The sequence below is a fragment of the Kocuria rhizophila genome (assembly GCF_003667225.1).
Lineage (GTDB): Bacteria > Actinomycetota > Actinomycetes > Actinomycetales > Micrococcaceae > Kocuria > Kocuria rhizophila.
Window position 1 is genome coordinate 13,355 of record NZ_RCOM01000018.1, and the last position, 18,993, is coordinate 32,347.

Consider the following 18,993-nt stretch of genomic DNA (forward strand, 5'->3'; position numbering starts at 1 on the left):
GAGCCCCCACCGAAAGGACGTCATGTCAATCGTCATCCTCATCCTGCTGATCGTGGTGGTGCTCGCCGCGGTCATCGCCCTCATCAAGGCGGTGCGGATCGTTCCGCAGTCCCGCGCCGGCATCGTGGAGCGGCTGGGTAAGTACCAGTCCACCCTCAACCCGGGACTGCACTTCCTGATCCCGTTCATCGACCGGCTTCTGCCCCTGATCGACCTGCGCGAGCAGGTGGTGCCGTTCCCGGCGCAGTCCGTGATCACCGAGGACAACCTGGTGGTGGGGATCGACACGGTCGTGTACTTCCAGGTCACCGATCCGCGGGCCGCCACCTACGAGATCACCAACTACATCCAGGCCGTGGACGAGCTCACCAGCGCCACCCTGCGCAACGTGGTGGGCGGGCTGAACCTCGAGGAGACCCTGACCTCCCGCGACAAGATCAACGCCGAGCTGCGCGGGGTCCTGGACTCCACCACGGGGCGCTGGGGCATCAGGATCTCCCGCGTGGACATCAAGGAGATCACTCCCCCACCGTCCATCCAGGACTCCATGGAGAAGCAGATGCGCGCCGAACGCGACCGCCGCGCCGCGATCCTCACGGCCGAGGGCGAGAAGCAGTCCCAGATCCTCACCGCCGAGGGTGAGCGCCAGGCCGCCGTCCTCTCCGCCGAGGGTGACGCAAAGGCCGCCATCCTGCGCGCGGACGGCGAGGCCCAGGCCATCGCCAAGGTGTTCGACTCGATCCACCGTGCCAAGCCCACGCAGAAGCTTCTGGCCTACCAGTACATCCAGACGCTGCCCAAGGTGGCCGAGGGCACGGCCAACAAGGTCTGGATGATCCCCGCCGAGCTCAGCACCGCACTGCGGGGCGTGGGCTCCTACCTCAACCCGGGCGCCTCGGACTCCCCCGAGGACGACGCGTGGGAGGAAGAGGACGCGGCCGCCCGCCGCATGCAGCAGGACGAGCCGATCGTCGCGCACGAGACGGTGAAGGTGACGGAGGAGGACCTCGAGCCCGATCTCACCCTCACCGACCCCAGTGAGTTCGAGATGCCCGACTCCCGCTACTCCTCCCCCATTGCCGAGCAGGCACGGGACCCGCACGTGGGTGAGACCCCGGCCTCCGACTCCCCGTCGAACCAGCAGCCGGGTTCCACGGCCCGCCACCCGCAGCCCGAATCCCCCGAGGGTCCGCGCGCCGGGGAATGAATCGCGGGTTCGAGCGGTTGTGGCTCGTGAAGAAGTCGGTCCGGCCCCGGAACTCCGTGCTCGCGGAGGTCTCAGCCGGTCGAGTGTCCGTTCGTCAGGAAGGATCGTTGCGTGAGTGATCGCAGCCTACGAGGCATGCGCCTGGGTTCCCAGTCCATGGAGACCGAGGCCGGTGTGGAGCCCGCCCCGCGCCAGCGCGTGGAGTACCGCACGGCGGACGGCGAGTCCGTCTCCGTGATGTTCGCCGCGGAGGCCGAGATCCCGCCGGTGTGGACCACCAAGACCGGCCAGGAGGCCATCCTGGTCAACGGTGAGAAGCCGGAGAACCCCAACGAGAAGCACCAGCGCTCGCACTGGGACATGCTGCTCGAGCGCCGCAGCGTGGAGGAGCTGGAGGAGACGCTCCAGCAGCGCCTGGAGTTCTACAAGGAGCAGCACGCGCTCTGATCCGACCCCCGTGCACGACTGTGGCCCCCGTCCTCCGACGGGGGCCACAGTCATCCGTGCCACCCCACGGTGCAGACCGGATTGGCAGCAGACCGGCTCGGCACGGGAGCCGAAGTGCGGGGCGGACCCGCACGGCCGCGCCCACGTCCGTTCCGGGACGCCGAGAGGCCGGGCAGGGACGAGGTCCGCGCTCCGGTCAGAGGATTGACGCGCGGACCGGGAGTCGTCAGCCGCGGCGGCCGAGCTTGCGGGCGAGCGTCTGCGCGCGGGCGGTGAGCCCCCACTTGGCCACGCTCGTGGCCGCCTCGATGGTGACGTCGTTGCTCATCTTGGACACGCCCTCCTCACGCTCCACGAACGTGATGGGGACCTCCACGATCGTGAATCCCAGCCGCTCGGCACGCCAGCCGAGGTCGATCTGGAAGCAGTAGCCGCGCGAGCGGACGGAATCCAGGTCCAGGGCACGCAGGGTGGTGTCCCGGTAGGCGCGGAAACCGCCCGTGATGTCGTGGATGCCGGTTCCCAGCAGGATCCGCGAGTACAGGTTTCCGCCGCGGGAGATCAGCTGGCGCTGCAGCGGCCAGTTCTCGGTGCGTCCTCCGGGGACGTAGCGGGAGCCGATGGCCATGTCCGCGCCACGCTCGACCGCGTCCAGCAGCAGCGGGAGCTGCTCGGGCTGGTGCGAGCAGTCCGCGTCCATCTCCACGAGGACGTCGTAGCCGTGCTCCAGTCCCCAGGCGAAGCCGGCGAGGTACGCCGGGCCCAGGCCCTCCTTGCGGGCACGGTGCAGCACGTGGATGTTCGCATCCCGTGCTGCGAGGGAGTCTGCGAGGTCCCCGGTGCCGTCGGGGCTGTTGTCGTCCGCGATCAGGACGTGGGCGTCCGGCACCGCCGCTCGCAGCCGCGTGATGACCGTGGGCAACGACTCACGTTCGTTGTACGTGGGAATGATGGTGAGAACTCGCACCGGGCGTCCTTTCATGCCGCAGGTAGCCGGGCACCGGGCCCGGACAGACCACTGGGCAGGCCCATCCGCCTTCGGACCAGAGAGGACACGAGGTCGATCTCTGTTTTCTAAGGACGGATGGACCCACCCGGCAGTAAGAACTCAGTCTAACCTCAGGGGAGGTCAGGGCCAACACGGCGCCCCCGTGCTCAGGGGCGCGGCTCGTCCCCGCTCACCAGGGTCCCGGCGACCACCGTGGCCTCGCAGCGGGGCAGCCGGGCATCGTCGAGCGCGGGCAGCACGGGTGTGCGAGCCCGCGGGTCCGTGCTCCACGAGGATCCCGTCCCCTCGGCCTGCTGCACCATAACGGACTCCGCATCCCAGACCGCGAGGGTCGCTTCCGATCCCGGCGCGAGCTGCCCCGCCAGCGGGGCCGCTCCGGGCTGGACGCGCCAGGCGCCGCGGGTCAGGGCCAGGAAGGCGGCCCGCGCCGAGGTCCGCAGCCGCTCGTGGGGTGCCTCCAGGGCGGTCTTCACGGCGGACCAGGGGTTCGCCGCGTCCGTCATCAGCGTCACGGGCACCCCCGCTCGAGAAAGTTCGCGCAGGGGCGCCACCCCGGCGTAACAGGACGCCGCGAGGCCAAGGGTCGCGAGCCGTTCGCACTGGGCGTCGTCGAGGCCTCCCACCCCCACGAGGCGGTGCCCGCGTGCCCGGAAGGCCCGCTGTCCCGTGCTGTCCTGCGCCTCGGCGGCCGCGTCCAGCAATGCGTGCACGCGTGCCCCGGCCGACGACACCGCCCCGCCCGCCGCCGTCTGCGCGGGGGACTCCACCGGCTCGGAGGCGTGCGGGAGGAGGAGGACCGCCTGCAGCCCGGCACGCGTGCAGGCCAGGAGGTGCTCGCGAGCTGCCGTGCGCAGCGAGTCCGTGTCGTCGAAGGCCGCGGCGTCGAATCCGAGCGTGGACGAGGGCAGCGTGGAGGGATCGAGGGCCTCCTCGGACGAGGCGGCCCTGATGAGGATGGGCAGAGACCGGACCCCGTCGGCCGCGACGCGTGCCGCCGCCTGGTCCAGTGCGCGGGGATCGCAGCTCACGAGCTCCACGGCTCCGTAGCCCTGGCAGGCACGGGGCAGCGCGTGCGGGGCCGGAATGCCCTCGGCAGCTGGACAGGCCGGGACCCCCTCGGAAGCAGGGCGGGACGGTTCACCAGCGTTGGCAGCACCGTCGGCTCCGCCTCCATCGGCACTGCCCTGGGCGGCGGCACCCGCGGTGTCCTCGCACCGGTTGTCCATGCCGGATGTGCCGCGCTCCATCGGCGGTACGCGGTGGTGCCCCACGAACGCCGGGGTGACCACGGCCGCCCGCAGGTCCCCCGGGGTCACGTCCGGGCCCGCCATGGCCCGGGCGGCGTCGTCGGAACCGACCCACGCCACGGTGGGACCGGAGATGAGGATGGCCGTGGCGAACGGGTCCGCCGGAGAGTACACCGAGCCGTTGGTCCAGACACGGGTGCGGGATGGGGGTGCGGTCACGTGATTCCCTTCGGTCCGGCGCGGAGGGTGGCCCGGCGCCGGATGCTGGTTACTGTTCGAAGACGCTGTACTCGACCACGCCGCGGCGCACGGACTCGATGGCCTCGTGGGCCGTGTCCCGCAGCGCGGGGTCCAGCCCGTGCACGCCGCGCAGCTGGTCCAGGACGTCGATGGTCTGCTTGGCCCAGCGGACGAAGTCACCGGCCGCGAGGTCGGTGCCCGTGAGGGTCCGCGTGAGGGTCGCCCCGCGCGCCCAGCGGTGCATGGCCTCCGCGAGTCCCAGCTCGGGGGCCGCGGTGACGGGCAGCCGGTGCTCGGCCTCCTGGGCGCAGAGCACGGACCAGTTGTGCAGCAGGGTCTGGACGGCGGCGTCCATGTGGGCGGTGGGCAGCTGGGGGCGCGCCCCCTGGTCCTCCCGCCGGGGCTGGTACACCAGGGCCGTCATGACCCCGGCGAGTCCGGGGGCGTCCAGACCGTCCAGGAAGCCGTCTCGCAGGGAGAGCGCAAGCAGCAGGTCACGCTCGCCGTACAGACGCCGCAGCTGCTCTCCCGCGGCGGTGGGCTGCAGCTGCCCGGACTCGTCCTCCCGGAGGTAGGCGAAGTGCGAGAGCACCGCGCACACGCGGTCGAACGTTGCCGCGATGCTGCCCGTGCGCCCGGCGATCTGCCGGCGCAGGCCCTCGGTCTCCTTCTCCAGCTTCCACGCGCGTTCGGCCCAGCGGGCGTGGTTCTCCCGGTCCGAGCAGCCGTGGCACGGGTGCGCCCGCAGCCGGCGCCGCAGGTCCTCGATGCGGTGGTCCCGTGCGGAGGTGCCGCGGTCGAAGCGGATGGAGTGGCCCCCGGACCCGGCCCGGGCGGGGCGGTGCTCCCGCAGCGCGGCCCGCACCGTGGAGGCCAGGTCCTTGCGCTCCTGGGGCGACTTGCCCGAGAAGTTCTTGGGGATCCGGATCCGGGACTCCGGCTGCAGGGAGCCGTCGAGGTCGTTGACGCCCACGCGACGCAGCTTGCCGTCGACCGTGAGGATGTGCGGCCGGGGGTCGAACGGGTGGGCGTCCGCCCGCAGCACCACGGCCCAGCCCGCGTTGCGGCCCTGGGGGATGTCGATCACGTCGCCCGGCAGCAGGTCCTGCAGGGCCACGGCGGCGTCGTTGCGCTCCCGTGCGGTGCGGGACCTGCTCGCGGACTTCTCCTCGGCGGCGAGCTCGCGGCGCAGCGCGGCGTACTCCCCGAAGTCCCCCAGGTGGCAGTCCATGGCCTCGCGGTAGGCCGCCAGGGTCTTCTCCTGGGAGCGCACACGCCGGGCGATGCCCACCACGGAGCGGTCGGCCTGGAACTGGGCGAACGAGGTCTCCAGGATCGAGCGCGAGCGCTTGGCCCCGTAGCGCGCGATCAGGTTGGTGGACATGTTGTACGTGGGACGGAAGCTCGAGTTCAGGGGGTAGGTCCGGGTGGACGCGAGCCCCGCGACGGACTGGGGATTCATGCCGTCGCGCCACAGCACCACGGCGTGGCCCTCGACGTCGATGCCCCGCCGGCCAGCGCGACCCGTGAGCTGGGTGTACTCCCCCGGGGTGATGTCCACACGGGCCTCGCCGTTGAACTTGTCCAGCCGTTCGAGCACCACGGAGCGGGCGGGCATGTTGATCCCCAGCGCCAGGGTCTCGGTGGCGAAGACGGCCTTGATCAGCCCCTCCGAGAACAGCTGCTCCACCACTTCCTTGAACACCGGCAGCATGCCGGCGTGGTGGGCGGAGACACCGCGGATCAGCCCGTGGTACCAGTCCTCGTAGTTCAGCGCCGCGAGGTCCGCGGTGGACATGTGCGCGGTGGCCTCCGCCGCGTAGGCCTTGATGGTGCGCTGCTCCTGGGGCGTGGTGAGCCACAGGTCCGCGGCCACGCACTGGCCCACGGCGGCGTCGCACCCGGCACGGGAGAAGATGAAGGTGATGGCGGGCAGCAGCGCCTCCGCGTCCAGCCTGCGCAGCAGGTGCGGGCGGGAGATCCGGTCTTGACGGCCGGTGCGCGGCTCCTGCCGGTGCCCGCCGCCGCGGCGGCGGTTGCGGTGTCCCGGGCCCCGGCCCCCGGAACGCCCGCCACGGGGATGCTGGGTGCGGAAGAGCCGCAGCAGCTCGGGGTTCACCGCGGGCTCGTCCCGGTGCTTGTCCGAGTGGCGCTGGGCTGCCTCCTCCACCGTGGTGTCGTCGACGAACAGGTCCATCAGCTGCGGCCCCACCTGAACGTGCTGCCACAGCGGGACAGGGCGGTGCTCGGAGACCACCACGTCCGTGCTGCCGCGGACGTCGTCCAACCACGCGCCGAACTCCTCCGCGTTGGAGACGGTGGCGGACAGGGACACCAGCTGCACGTGCTCCGGGAGGTGGATGATGACCTCTTCCCACACCGCGCCCCGGAAGCGGTCCGCGAGGTAGTGGACCTCGTCCATGACCACGAATCCCAGGTTGCTGAGCGTGGCCGAGCCGCCGTAGAGCATGTTGCGCAGCACCTCGGTGGTCATGACCACCACGTCCGCCTCGGAGTTCACGGACGTGTCCCCCGTGAGCAGACCCACGCGCTCGGAGCCCCAGCGGCGGGAGAACTCATGGAACTTCTGGTTGCTCAGCGCCTTGATGGGCGTGGTGTAGAACGCCTTCTTCCCCTGCTGCAGGGCCAGGTGGATGGCGAACTCCCCCACCACGGTCTTGCCCGCACCCGTGGGAGCGGCCACGAGCACGCCCCGCCCCTCCTCCAGGGCCCTGCACCCCTGGAGCTGGAACGGGTCCAGCTCGAAGTCCAGGGTGTGCTCGAAGGCCGAGAGTTCGGTGCTGGCGTGGGCCGCGCGAGCCTTGGCGGCCGTGTACCGGTCGGCGGGGGAAGACATGGCTCCAGCCTACGCGGTGGCCCAGACACCCTCGACGCCGCGACGGGTCCCGTGGGAGCGCTCAGCCCTCCACGGCGGTGCTGCCCAGGGAGCGCAACTCCTCCGCCGAGGTTCCGCGGTCGGCACTCGCCCCCGTGGCCTCGGCCTGCCGCGCCTGGCGCCTGGCCTTGCGCCGGTCCAGGTAGAGGCACAGCCCGGCGGCCACGAAGAACAGTGCGAGCAGCGGCACGGCCAGGTACACCATGGTGATGGGGTCCGGACCCGGTGCCGCCATGGCCGCGATCACGAGCACGATCACCACCACAATCCGCCAGGACTTGATCACGGAGCGCCCGGAGAGCAGGCCCATCATGTTGAGCCCCACCAGCAGGACCGGGATCACGCACGAGATGCCGAACGTGAGGATGAGCTGGAGGAAGAACCGCAGGTAGGTTCCGGCCTCCACGAAGTTGGCGCCGCCCTCGGGGGTGAACGCCGTGAGGGCGTAGACCGCGGTGGGCAGGGTGATGATGGCGATCGCGCAGCCGCCCAGGAACAGGGGGATGGCCGCTGCCAGGAAGCCCAGGGCGTAGCGGCGCTCCTTCTTGTGCAGCGCCGGGGTGATGAACGCCCACAGCTGGTAGAGCCACACGGGTGAGGCGATGATGAGCCCCAGCACGATGGAGACCTCGACCATGGTGTTGAAGGAGCCGCCCACCGAGGAGTAGTTGATGGTGGCGGTGCGCCCGGACTCGGCGAGGCGCTGCAGCGGTTCCGTGATGTACCGCATGAACGGCTCGTACACCATGAATCCGAGCACGGCCCCCACCACGGTGGCCGCCGCGGACTTGAACAGCCGGTTGCGGAACTCCCTCAGGTGCTCCTTGAGGGCCATCTGGGCCTGGGGGTTGTGCCGACGGGACGTGACCTTGCGGCGGTCGCGGCGCGATGGACGCGCGGCGCGTGCCGGGGTCTCGGAGTCCGTGCTGGACATGGGTCCCTGCCTTCTCTGCCGGGCCGCCCACCCGGGCTGCCGGAGCGTTCTGGTCATGCACACGGGGACGAGCCGTGCGGCCCGGCCCGTGTCCTGTGAGGCCGCGCCTCAGGCGGTGGGCCGCTGGTTCTGGTCCACCACGGGTGCCTGCTGGGTGACCTGGGGCTGGACCGGTGCGGCCGGCTGGGCGGGGGCCTGCGGCTGCGCGGGAGCTGCCTGCTGGGCCGGGGCGCCGGCCACGGGCTGGCCGTCCGCGGCGGGCTGGCCGTTGACGGTCACGTTCGGGTCGTCGTCCTTCTTCATCTCCTTGACCTCGGACTTGAAGATGCGCATGGACTGGCCCAGGCTGCGCGCCATCCCGGGGAGCTTGGGCGCCCCGAAGAGCAGGAGGATGACCACGAGGATCAGCACGACGGTCACGGGACTGTCAAACAAGCGGCCCATTTCGGAGTCCTTTCTGTTCGGCTCGCAGGACGTCCCGGTAGCGCTGTGGCAGTCCCTGGGCGTCCTTGCGCTGCATCCGGCGGATGAGGCGAGCCGTCTGTCGTTGGTCCCGGCCGCTGCGGTACGCGGCGCGGGTGTCGTTCACCGGGGTGAACATGGCGGGTGGTGCGGGTGCGCGCAACGGCGCGGGCTGCCCCTGGGAGGCGGAGTTCCAGCGCTCCGAGAACTCGGTGGCGCTGCGCTCGAGCTCGTCCAGGGCAGGCACCACGTGCCGCGTGAGCAGCCGGTAGAGCAGTCCTGCGACGAATGCGGCGCTGGCCAGGACCACCACGGTCCACAGCACGATCCACATCCACCAGAGCATGCTCATCAGTATAGGCACCAGGGCGTCAGCTCGGCTGCGTGGTGCCGCCCGGACCACTGCTGTTCAGCCACTGTTCAACCGCGGCCACGGCCTCGGGCGGGGACACCACTCCCACGTGGCCGGCGTGGCGGGTGACCAGCGACGACAGGGCATCGAGCGTGGGGAAGTCCACCTCAGCCGCCACGAACTCCGGCAGCGGACGCGGTCCCCGGGGTGCCCTCGGCCGTGCCGCGCCCCCCGCCTGGGAGTTCGCCGAGGACACCGTGGCAGCACCTTCGGCGGCCTCCCCGGATGCTCCGGCGGCCGCGGGTCCGTGGGTCGGGGCGAGCTCCGGCACAGAGACCTCCACGTAGCGCTTGGCGTGGTAGTGCTCCACGATCCACCGGCCCCGGCGGTCGGTGACCACCACGGCCTGCACGGGCCGCCGTTTGGCGGGCTGGATGCTCGAGCGCACCTCGGACTCCATGCGGGGGTGCGCCTCGGCCTCCCCCGCGTCCTCGCAGCCCACGATCCGGTCCGCCCGGAAGGTGCGCGGCCCGTTGGCCTGCAGGCACCACCCGCGCAGGTACTGGTGGCCGTCCGAGAAGATCATCCGCACCGGGTCCACGAGCCGCTCCGTGACCTCGTCGCGCGAAGCCACGAGGTAGCGCAGCCGCACCCGCCGGCCCTCGGCGATCGCACGGCGCAGCTCGGCGACGAGGGCGCTGTCCCGCGGCTCCGCGGCGGCGTCGCCCTCCGGTGCGGCGAGGGCGTCCGCGAGCGGGAGGGCGTCCGCGGCCGTGGCGACCTTCTGCATGGCGGAGCGGACCACGCGGCTGTCGCCGCCGGGCACCGCCTGCAGGGTCTGCAGGCCCATGAGCAGGGCGCTCGCCTCGGGGACCGTGAGCCGCACCGGCTCGGAGAGCTCCTGTGCGTTGCCCAGGTAGATGTGGCCGTCGTCCCACGAGGCGTCGATGAGCTGGTCCGGGAGGTGCCCGGGGCGCCCGCACACGAACAGGGTCTGCAGGTCGTTGACCAGCTCGGCGTCCGTGATGCCGAAGTGCCGGGCCGTCTCCTCGAGCTCGGCGCCCTGGTGGGCGTAGACGTGGCGCACGATGTGCAGCAGCCGCGCGAGGTGGTGCTCGGTGCTGGCCTTGGCCGCGCCCTGGCGGCGCTGCTTGCCCCAGTGCACGGACACGCCGCCCATGCGGGCCTGGAACGCGCGGGCGTCCTCGAGCCTGCGGGCCACGGCCTCTGCGACCACGGCCTGGGTCTGCTCGTCCACGGTGCACGCGGCGTCCTCGGGCGCGGAGGAGGCGCGCGGGACCCACGCGTCCGGGCCGGCGGCGCACACGTGCTCGGCCGCAGACTCGGTGTCGTGGACGGCCAGCTCCACGGCGTCGAAGCCTTCGGGTGCCCGCCAGCACGACGCCGCCGCGGGCGTCGCGATCCGGCGCAGCAGCTGACCCGCGCCCTGCCTCACGAACACGACCACGCGCAGCTGCGGCGGCTGGCTGACCATCCGGGCCAGCTGCCCACCCATCGAGAAGTCGCGGGGCGGCTCGAACCCCTCGCGGGTCACCGCGACCTCGGAGATGATCCGTGAGAGACGGAACGTGCGCTGGGCACCCCGGTCCGTGTCCCAGCCCGCGAGGTACCACGCGCCGTAGCGCGAGCCCACGCCCCACGGTTGCACGGTGCGCCGCGAGTAGGCCCCCGTGCGGTCCACGTAGTCGAAGCGCACGGTCCGGTGCGCGAGCACCGCCGAGAGCAGGGGCTCGAACGCGGGGTCCGCGACCGCCACGGTGGGCTGGACGTCCCGCCCGGGCGTGACCTCCGCACTGAGCGCGGGTTCGAGCTTGTCCAGGGCGCGCCGCGCGAGCCGGTCCTGGGCGGCGTCGTTCCAGGCGTCCGCGGCGACGGCGAGCACCGCCGACTCCTCCGCGCTGAAGCGCACCTCGGGGAGGTTGTAGGAGCCGCGGGGCACGCGGTAGCGCGGGGTCAGCTGGGCGTCGGAGGCCCAGGGGTCGTCGTCGGGGATCTCCTCGACCGGGTACCCCAGGGACCGCAGGTGGGCCTTGTCGCGCTCGAACATGCGCTCGAACGCGTCCTGGTTGCCCGCACGGTCGTAGCCGGGCACGATGGCGCGCAGCTGCTCGCGCGTGTAGCCGGACTCACGGTCCAGCAGCGCGATCAGCAGGTTCAGCAGACGCTCGGCGGACGCCGTGGTCGAACGGCGTGCCGCCTCGCCGGTGTGGCGCGGCATTCAGCGGACGTCGAGCAGGTCCACCACGAAGATCAGGGCCTCGTCGGGGCCGATCTGCGCCCCCGCGCCGCGCTTGCCGTACGCCATCTCGGAGGGGATCTCCAGACGACGCCGCCCGCCCACCTTCATGCCCAGCAGACCCTGGTCCCAGCCCTGGATGACCTGGCCGATGCCCACCGTGAAGTCCAGGGGCTCGCCGCGGTTCCAGGAGGCGTCGAACTCCTCGCCGCCCGAGTAGGTGACACCCACGTAGTGGCAGGACACGGTGGCGCCGGGGGTGGCCTCCTTGCCCGCGCCCTGGATCTCGTCCACGATCCGCAGCTCGGTGGGCACGGGGTCCTGGGGAAAGTCGACCTCGGGCTTGGAACGATCAAGCTTGCGCTGTCCGAATGACACGGGCTCTACCTTTCGTCGAGGACCCCGGCGGTGCGGGGCGTTGCCGAGGGCCTAGTGTAGCGCCCCTCACCTGCCGGAGGAGGACGCCCCCGCGCTGGGTGCCGAGCTCGCGGACGGGGCCGTGCTCGGCGACTGCTTCGCGGGATCCGGGGTGTCCGTGCGTCCGAGGATGTCCACCACGAACACGAGGGAGCCGGCGGGGTACTGCGCGTCCTTCCCGAGCTCCTTCTCCGTGCCGTAGGCCTTGGACGTGGGGATCACGATCTCCACGCGGGAGCCCACCTTCTGACCGGCGAGACCCTCCTTCCAGCCCACGATCACGTTGTCCAGCGGGAAGGACACGGGGGTGCCCTTCTCGTAGGAGGAGTCGAAGGGCTTGCCGTCCTCCCAGCGCACCCCCACGTAGTTGGCCACCACGGTGTCGGAGGCGGAGACGGTCTCCCCGTCGCCCTCGATCAGCACGTCCGTCTTGAGCTTCGTGGGCTCGGGGCCGGAGGGCTTCTGGATGGTGGGGGTGCCCTTGTCGTCCTGCGTGACCTTGGGCATGCCCTTGGCGGGGGTCTTCATCTCCTCGTTGAGGGGCGGCAGCAGCTTCTTGGTCACCTCGTACACCTCGACCGAGGTGGAGTCGTCGCCGTCCTCCGCCTTGCCGCTCGTCTCCGGCGAGCTGTAGGCGATGACCTCGCCCTCCTGGGCGTTGGACAGCGCGTCGTACATCTGCGGCAGGGACTCCTTGAGCTGGTCGTTGACCGTGAGCACCTGACCGGCGCCCTTGCTGTAGGTGTCCCCCAGGGAGGAGCCGTCCGAGCCCTTGTAGAGCGCGGCCTGGAGCATGATGTTGTCCCCGGCGTCGATCTCGGACCCGCCGCCCTCCTTGAGGACCTTGGTCTGCGTCTCCTCGACCTTCATGGGGGTCTCGAAGGTCACGGCGGGGGCCTTGCCCGGAGCGGGGTCCTCGGTCATCTCCACGGAGTCCCAGCCGGAGGAGCCGCAACCGGTGAGCAGCAGTGACATGGCGACGGCGGTGGCGCCGACGGGGATGATCTTTCGCAAGACGGGGTGACCTTTCGTCAACGGGGTGTGGCTGCGGTCCAATGTAGAGGACTCGTGTGGTGCGTGGCTGGGAACGCGCACGGAACCAGGCCGCGCGCGTGGCGCGGGGTGCTCAGACGGCCCCGGTCGCGAGGTCCCGGATCATCTCCTCGACGTCCGGCTGCGTGGTGGCGAACGGGTCCTTGCACGTGCTGGTGCGCTGCGAGTTCGGGCCGTTGAGCTTGAGGTGCACCCAGTCCACCGTGTGGTTCACGTCGGCGGCGTGGGCCGCGGCCACGAAGCGCCCACGGAGCCGGGCCCGGGTCTCCGGTGCCTGTTCCACGGCGCGCGAGACGTCCTGGGGGGTCACGAAGGACTCCACCGCTCCCCGGCGCTCGAGCATGTGGAACAGCCCGTGCGTGGCGGAGGTGTCGTGGTAGGCCAGGTCCAGCTGCGCGATGCGCGGGTGGGACAGGTCCATGCCGTGGGAAGCCGCGTAGGAGTCCAGCAGCTTCTTCTTCACGGCCCAGTCCAGCTCCCGGTCCACGAGGCCGGGGTTCTGCTCGGACACGGCTCGCAGCCCGCGCTCCCAGAGCTCCAGCACCCAGCCCAGACGGTCGTGGTGCGCCCCGTGCCGCTCCGTGAAGCGGGAGACAGCCTCCAGGTACTCGTGCTGCAGCCCGAGCGCCGAACGGGTCGAGCCGTCCGCGAGCTCCAGCCGGGCGGTGCCCGTGAGGTCGTGCGAGACCTGGCGCAGCGCCGAGGCCGGATCCGCGAGCGTGCGGTCCGGGAGGATCTGCCCCGCCTCGATCATGCGCAGCAGCGCGTCCGTGGCCCCGATCTTCAGCGCCGTGGTGGTCTGGGACATGTTCGAGTCGCCCGTGATCACGTGCAGCCGGCGGTAGTGCTGGGCGTCCGCGTGGGGCTCGTCCCGGGTGTTGATCATGGGCCGCGAGCGCGTGGTGGCGGAGGACGACCCCTCCCAGATGTGGTCCGCGCGCTGCGAGAACGAGTAGCTCGCAGAACCGTCCCCCGGGGCGAACGCGCCGAAGGCCGGCGGGCCGGACGGGTGCACCTTTCCGGCCCCCACCAGGATCTGGCGGGTCACCAGGAACGGCAGCAGGTGCTGCACCAGCCGGGAGAACTCGGTGCTGCGCCCGATCATGTAGTTCTCGTGGGAGCCGAAGGCGTTGCCCGCGGAGTCCACGTTGTTCTTGAACAGGTGCACGGTACCGGCCACGCCCTCGGCGTCGAGCGACTGCTGGAGCTGGGCGCGCAGCTCGTCCACGATGCGCTCCCCCGCGGCGTCCTGGGCCACGACGTCGTGCAGCGTGGCGGCCTCGGCGGTCGCGTACTCGGGGTGGGAGCCCACGTCCAGGTAGAGCCGCCCGCCGTTGGGCAGGAACACGTTGGAGGCCCTCCCCCACGCGAGCACGGGCGCGAACAGGCGTCGGGCGGCCTCGTCGGCGCTCAGTGCTGGGCCCTCGGGGGCGCTGTGGGTCAGGCCGAACTCGGTCTCGATGCCGTAGATCCTGCGGTCCACGGCGTCACTGACCGCCCTTCTGCACGAAGCCCTTGACGAAGGCCTCCGCATTGGTCTCCAGCACACCGTCGATCTCGGCGAGCAGGTCGTCCGTGCCCTGGGTGTCCCGCTGCGCCTGCGCGGCACTGGAGACGGGCGGGTCCACCGGACCCGGGGTCTCGGGCTCCTCCTCGCGACGCGAGCCGGTGCCGAAGATGCGTTCCTGTGCCATGTGTCCTCCTGGGGTGCTGGTGGTCGTGGGTGGGGCGGGGTTCGTGCGGACGTCCCGGGCCCGGGGTTCCCGAGCTCCGTTCCGCCGCGCCCCGTGGGGAGCCGCGGTTCCTGCCGCGTGGCGGCCCCCGGCGCGGCGGGCCTGCCGTGTGACGGGCGGTCCGCGGGCTATCCGCCGGGCGGGCCGATGTCGCTGCCCGTGACGAGCGCGGGCCGGTGGCGTGCCACCGTGCGCACCCACTGCTCGGCGTCGGGAGCGTCGAACCACTGCTCGCTCACCGCGCGGGTGAGGTCCCGGGGCTCGGGCATCGCGATCCGCGCACCGCGCCGGATGCCGGGGAAGGTGACGTTGACGGTGTCCCAGCCCACGCCCGCCAGGGCCTCCGGGTACCGCGCGACCGCGGTGCCGCGGAAGTACGCGCGGGTGTCCGCGGGTGGGGTGTCCGCCGCCGCTTCGATCCGCTCGGCGGACACGAGGGTGCGCATCCTCCCGGAGGCGACCAGCCGGTGGTGGAGCCCCTTGTCCGGGCGCACGTCCGCGTACTGGAGGTCGATGGCCACGAGGCGCGGATCGTCCCACGCCAGCCCGTCCCGCGTGCGGTACGCGCTGAGCAGGGCGTACTTGGCGGCCCAGTCCAGCCGGTCGGCCAGGCGGGCCGGGTCCGCGGCGAGGTCGGTGAGCACCTCGTCCCACAGGGCGAGCACCTGCGCGGTGTCCTCGTCCAGACCCTCGGGGGCGAGCTCGCGCTCCAGCTCCGCGCAGGCGTCCAGGTACGCGCCCTGCAGCGCCACCCCCGTGAGCTGACGGCCGTCCCGCAGGGCCACCGTGGTGGCCAGGGTGGGGTCGTGGCTGATGGCCTGCAGCGCGGCCACGGGGTCCACGAGCTCGAGGTCCGGGACGCGGTCGTGCTCCACCAGATTCAGCACCAGGGACGTGGTCCCGAACTTCAGCAGCGTGGCCGTGTGGGAGAGGTTGGCGTCCCCGATGATCACGTGCAGCCGGCGGTAGCGGGAGTCGTCCGCGTGGGGCTCGTCCCGGGTGTTGACCATGGGGCGGTGGATCGTGGTCTCCAGGCCCACCGTGCGCTCGAAGAAGTCCGCGCGCTGGCTCAGCTGGAAGCCCGGGTGGGAGCCGTCCACGCCGAGGCCCACGCGCCCGGCGCCGCAGACCACCTGGCGGGACGCGAAGAACGGCAGCAGCGCCGCCGTGATGCGCTCGAAGGGCACGGCGCGGTCCACCGTGTAGTTCTCGTGCGCGCCGTAGGACACGGACTTGTTGTCGGTGTTGTTCTTGTAGAGGTTCACGGGTGCTGACCCCGAGCCCGCAGCCTGCTCCGCGAGCAGCTGCACGGCGCGGTGCGCCACCACGTCCCCAGCGGCGTCCCACGTGAGCGCGTCCCGCGGGCTGGTGACCTCCGGGGACGAGTACTCGGGGTGGGAGTGGTCCACGTAGACCCGCGCGCCGTTGGGGATCACGGTGTTCATGACCACCCGGCGCCAGTCCATGTCCTCGGTGTAGAGCGCGGACTCGCTGATGGCCTCCGCCGCGATCTGCTCCGCGGTCAGCTCGGGTGCCTCGTCCGTGAGCTGCGAGGGGTGGGCGTCCTCGCGGGCCACCGTGAAGCCCCGGGCGTCCGCGAGCGGGGTCTCGGAGCCGTAGTCCCATCCCGTTCCCACGACGCCGCCCGGCCCGGCCCCGCGCGTGGCCGCACCGGCGCGCGCGGTCTCCGAGCGGCGTCGTGCGACCCAGGAGGCGTAGCCGGTGACCACGCGCGTGGAGAGCACCGTGGCGTTCGCGTCCGGCTGGCCCTGCGCGAGCACCCCGAACTCGGTCTCGCTGCCCATGATCCGCCGAACCGTCATGCCTGCTCCCCCGCCGCCTCCGCACGGTGGGTGACCATCCGCACGCTCTCGATCGAGTCCGCGCGGCGCCCGGTGAGCCGGGCCCGGTCCTCGGGGTCCTCGGTGTTGGGCAGGTCCTGCTGCTCGTGGAACTCCTCGTCCACGGCCGCCACCAGGTGCTGTGCGGTGATCCCCCGCCGACCGGTGGTCAGCAGCGTCTTGACGGCCTGCTTCTTGGCGCGGTCCACCACGTTGCGGATCACCGCGCCGGAGGCGTAGTCGGCAAAGTAGAGGGTCTCGTGGGTGCCGTCCCGGTAGGCGATGCTCAGGAACTCCGTGCCCGGCTCCCGCGCGTACATGCGCTCCACCGCGGCACTCACCAGCTCCTGGGCGGCCCGGGCGCGCGAACCGGCCCGGGCCACGTCCTCGTCCCGCAGCGGCAGGTCCTCGGTGAGGTAGAGGGAGAAGATCTCCCGCGCGCCCTCCCTGTCGGGGCGGTCGATGCGGATCTTCACGTCCAGGCGGCCGGGGCGCAGCACGGCGGGGTCGATCATGTCCTCGCGGTTGGTGGCACCCACCACCATCACGTTGTCCAGCTGCTCCACGCCGTCGATCTCGGTGAGCAGCTGCGGCACGATCGTGGTCTCCACGTCCGAGGACAGCCCCGAGCCGCGCACGCGGAACAGCGAGTCCATCTCGTCGAAGAACACCACCACGGGCACCCCGCGAGCGGCCTGCTCACGGGCGTTCGCGAAGATCGAGCGGATCTGGCGCTCGGTCTCCCCCACGTACTTGTCCAGCAGCTCGGGACCCTTGATGTTGAGGAAGTACCCCTCGGCCCGCGAGCGCCCGGCCTTCGCCGCGGAGCGCTCCGCAAGGGAGCGGGCGACGGCCTTGGCGATCAGGGTCTTGCCGTTGCCCGGGAGGCCGTAGAGCAGGATGCCCTTGGGTGGGCGCAGGCCGTGCTCGCGGAAGATCTCGGGGTGCACGTAGGGCAGCTCCACGGCGTCGCGGATCGCCTCGATCTGGGGGCCGAGACCTCCGATGTCCGTGTAGCGGACCTCGGGAACCTCCTCGAGGACGAGCTGCTCGACATCCGTGCGGGCCACGGGTTCCAGGGCGAATCCGGTGCGGTGGTCCACGGTCACGGCGTCCCCGGGTTTCGGGCGCTCGCGCCGCAGCCGGCCGGACAGCAGCAGCACGCGCTCCTCGTCCGAGCGGCCCACGGTCAGCACGCGGTCGTGGTCCACGACCTCCTTGACGGTGGCCACCTCGCCGGTGCGCTCGTAGTCCAGCAGTGCCACCACCACGTAGTTCTCGTTGAGCAGCACCCCGAGACCGGGCTCGCACGCGCCGAACGAGACGAGCGGGCTCACGGCCACGCGCATCCGGCGCCCGGCGGCCAGCACGTCCACCGTGGGGCCCGTGACCACGGGTCCGTCCCCGGTGGCCTCTCCCACGGGCCGGCGGCCGTGGTTGACCTGCAGGACCACGGCGTACGTGGCGGGCGGCTCGGCCTCTGCGGCCAGGGTCTTCTTGAGGCTCACGATCTCCTGCCGGGAGGCGTTGAGCAGCCGCACGAGCTTCTGGTTCTGCGTGCTCAGTTCGGCGGCCTGCCGGTCCAGGTTCCGCTTCTGGTCCCGCAGCAGGTTGACCTGGCGCTGCACGGGGTCGGTGGCGGGTGGCCGCGGGGCGGCGGAACCGTTCTCGTGGCTGGGCTCAGTCATCACGGCCCCGTTCGCCGTCGGACACCCGTCCGTCCGTCCCATCGTGCGCGCCCTGCGTGCCACGATCGTGCTCGACGTCGTGCGTCCCCTCGGCCGGGGTGACGGCAGGCTCCCCGCGGTCCACGGTGGGTGCGGCGCTCGGGGCGGTCCGGGCGTCGTCGTCCGCGGCGTCGATCTGCTGGTGCGCGCGGGCGGCGTGCTGCGCCAACGACGCCGCATCCCGGCCCGCGCGGCGCAGCTTGCGGTCCGAGACGATCCGCTCACCCAGTGCCACCGGGGTCCAGGCCTGCAGGTCCTCCTCCGTGTACTCGCTCTTGGACGCGCGGCGCTTGGGGGCCAGGCGGGGCGAGCCGTCCGCGAGGCGGCGGGACTGGATGAGGAAGCCCGTGTGGGCCACCATGCGGTGGTCGGGGCGCACCGCGAGACCCTCGACGTGCCAGCCCCGCACCATGGTCTCGGACGCCTCCGGCTCGGTGAAGCGGCCATCGGCCCGCATGGCCTCGGCCACGCGGGAGAGCTGCGGCACGGTGGCCACGTAGCAGATCACCACACCGCCGGGGGCGAGTGCGGTGGCCACGGCGTCCAGGCACTCCCACGGTGCGAGCATGTCCAGGATCACGCGGTCCACGGAGCCGGGCTCCTCGGTGGCGCCGAGCTCCTCCGCGAGGTCACCGAGGCTCAGCTCCCACGCGGGGTGCGGGCCGCCGAACATGGTCTCGATGTTGCCGCGCGCGATCTCCGCGAACTCCTCACGGCGCTCGAACGAGTGCACGCGGCCCTCGTCCCCCACGGCGCGCAGCAGGGAGATGCTCAGCGCACCCGAACCCACCCCGGCCTCGACCACGCGGGCGCCCGGGAAGATGTCCGCCATGGTCACGATCTGACCCGAGTCCTTGGGGTAGATCACCGCCGCGCCGCGGGGCATGGAGAGCACGAAGTCCTTGAGCAGGGGGCGCAGCGCCTGGTACTGGATGCCGGCGGTGTTGCTCACCACGGTCCCCTCGGGCTGCCCGATCAGCTGGTCGTGCGTGAGCACCCCGCGGTGCGTGTGGTGCTCCCCGCCGTCCACCAGGGTGATGGTGGTCATCTTCCCGCTCTCGTCCGTGAGCTGGACGCGCTCCCCCGAGCGGAAGGGCCCGCGCCGGTTGGCCGCGCCGCGCACGGGCGCTGCGCGGCGCGGCCAACCGGCGCGGGCCCTTCCGCTCGGGGG

At 72.0% G+C, this 18,993-nt stretch carries 16 protein-coding genes; 2 read left to right on the top strand and 14 right to left on the bottom strand.

Annotated features, from left to right (window positions below; genetic code table 11):
• Positions 1 to 22: 22 nt before the first annotated feature.
• Positions 23 to 1,207 (top strand): SPFH domain-containing protein, encoded by a 1,185-nt coding sequence (locus tag D9R02_RS04520; RefSeq protein ID WP_082019265.1) that lies wholly within the window; start codon positions 23 to 25, stop codon positions 1,205 to 1,207.
• Positions 1,208 to 1,318: 111 nt separating this feature from the next.
• Positions 1,319 to 1,654: an RNA polymerase-binding protein RbpA gene (locus D9R02_RS04525; protein ID WP_019310634.1), complete on the top strand. Its 336-nt coding sequence runs from the start codon at positions 1,319 to 1,321 to the stop codon at positions 1,652 to 1,654.
• Between the two features lie 226 nt (positions 1,655 to 1,880).
• Here D9R02_RS04525 and D9R02_RS04530 read toward each other — a convergent pair whose 3' ends face one another.
• From D9R02_RS04530 to D9R02_RS04595, 14 genes are all read right to left on the bottom strand, one after another.
• Positions 1,881 to 2,621, bottom strand: coding sequence for a polyprenol monophosphomannose synthase (locus tag D9R02_RS04530; protein ID WP_121566425.1), 741 nt, complete (start codon positions 2,619 to 2,621; stop codon positions 1,881 to 1,883).
• Between the two features lie 188 nt (positions 2,622 to 2,809).
• Positions 2,810 to 4,129, bottom strand: coding sequence for an amidohydrolase family protein (locus D9R02_RS04535; protein ID WP_121566426.1), 1,320 nt, complete (start codon positions 4,127 to 4,129; stop codon positions 2,810 to 2,812).
• 49 nt (positions 4,130 to 4,178) lie between these two features.
• Complete coding sequence (locus D9R02_RS04540; RefSeq protein WP_121566427.1) at positions 4,179 to 7,007, bottom strand: DEAD/DEAH box helicase; 2,829 nt, start codon at positions 7,005 to 7,007, stop codon at positions 4,179 to 4,181.
• 61 nt (positions 7,008 to 7,068) lie between these two features.
• Entirely contained in the window at positions 7,069 to 7,980 is a 912-nt protein-coding gene (gene tatC / locus D9R02_RS04545) for a twin-arginine translocase subunit TatC (RefSeq protein WP_121566428.1), read from the bottom strand.
• Between the two features lie 108 nt (positions 7,981 to 8,088).
• Entirely contained in the window at positions 8,089 to 8,424 is a 336-nt protein-coding gene (gene tatA, locus D9R02_RS04550; RefSeq protein WP_121566429.1) for a Sec-independent protein translocase subunit TatA, read from the bottom strand.
• The gene (locus tag D9R02_RS04555) at positions 8,408 to 8,788 is read right to left on the bottom strand and encodes a hypothetical protein (protein WP_121241200.1); all 381 of its coding nucleotides are present in this window, start codon (positions 8,786 to 8,788) and stop codon (positions 8,408 to 8,410) included. Before D9R02_RS04555 ends, tatA begins: the two co-directional genes overlap by 17 nt.
• A gap of 25 nt (positions 8,789 to 8,813) precedes the next feature.
• Positions 8,814 to 11,033 carry a WYL domain-containing transcriptional regulator gene (locus D9R02_RS04560; protein WP_121566430.1) on the bottom strand — a complete coding sequence of 740 codons (2,220 nt, stop codon included), beginning with the start codon at positions 11,031 to 11,033 and terminating at the stop codon, positions 8,814 to 8,816.
• Complete coding sequence (locus D9R02_RS04565; RefSeq protein ID WP_019310641.1) at positions 11,034 to 11,429, bottom strand: FKBP-type peptidyl-prolyl cis-trans isomerase; 396 nt, start codon at positions 11,427 to 11,429, stop codon at positions 11,034 to 11,036.
• 66 nt (positions 11,430 to 11,495) lie between these two features.
• A complete protein-coding gene (locus D9R02_RS04570) occupies positions 11,496 to 12,482 on the bottom strand; it encodes an FKBP-type peptidyl-prolyl cis-trans isomerase (RefSeq protein WP_121566431.1) in 987 nt (328 codons plus the stop codon).
• A 112-nt stretch (positions 12,483 to 12,594) separates the two neighbouring features.
• Positions 12,595 to 14,004, bottom strand: a complete 1,410-nt coding sequence (gene pafA / locus D9R02_RS04575; RefSeq protein WP_121566432.1) for a Pup--protein ligase — start codon at positions 14,002 to 14,004, stop codon at positions 12,595 to 12,597.
• Positions 14,005 to 14,008: 4 nt separating this feature from the next.
• Complete coding sequence (locus tag D9R02_RS04580) at positions 14,009 to 14,215, bottom strand: ubiquitin-like protein Pup (protein WP_121566433.1); 207 nt, start codon at positions 14,213 to 14,215, stop codon at positions 14,009 to 14,011.
• Between the two features lie 167 nt (positions 14,216 to 14,382).
• Complete coding sequence (gene dop, locus D9R02_RS04585; protein ID WP_121566434.1) at positions 14,383 to 16,077, bottom strand: depupylase/deamidase Dop; 1,695 nt, start codon at positions 16,075 to 16,077, stop codon at positions 14,383 to 14,385.
• Positions 16,074 to 17,783, bottom strand: coding sequence for a proteasome ATPase (gene arc, locus D9R02_RS04590; RefSeq protein ID WP_121566435.1), 1,710 nt, complete (start codon positions 17,781 to 17,783; stop codon positions 16,074 to 16,076). Before arc ends, dop begins: the two co-directional genes overlap by 4 nt.
• Entirely contained in the window at positions 17,776 to 18,945 is a 1,170-nt protein-coding gene (locus D9R02_RS04595) for a tRNA (adenine-N1)-methyltransferase (RefSeq protein ID WP_121566436.1), read from the bottom strand. The genes arc and D9R02_RS04595 overlap by 8 nt, the downstream gene beginning before the upstream one ends.
• Between the last annotated feature and the right edge of the window lie 48 nt (positions 18,946 to 18,993).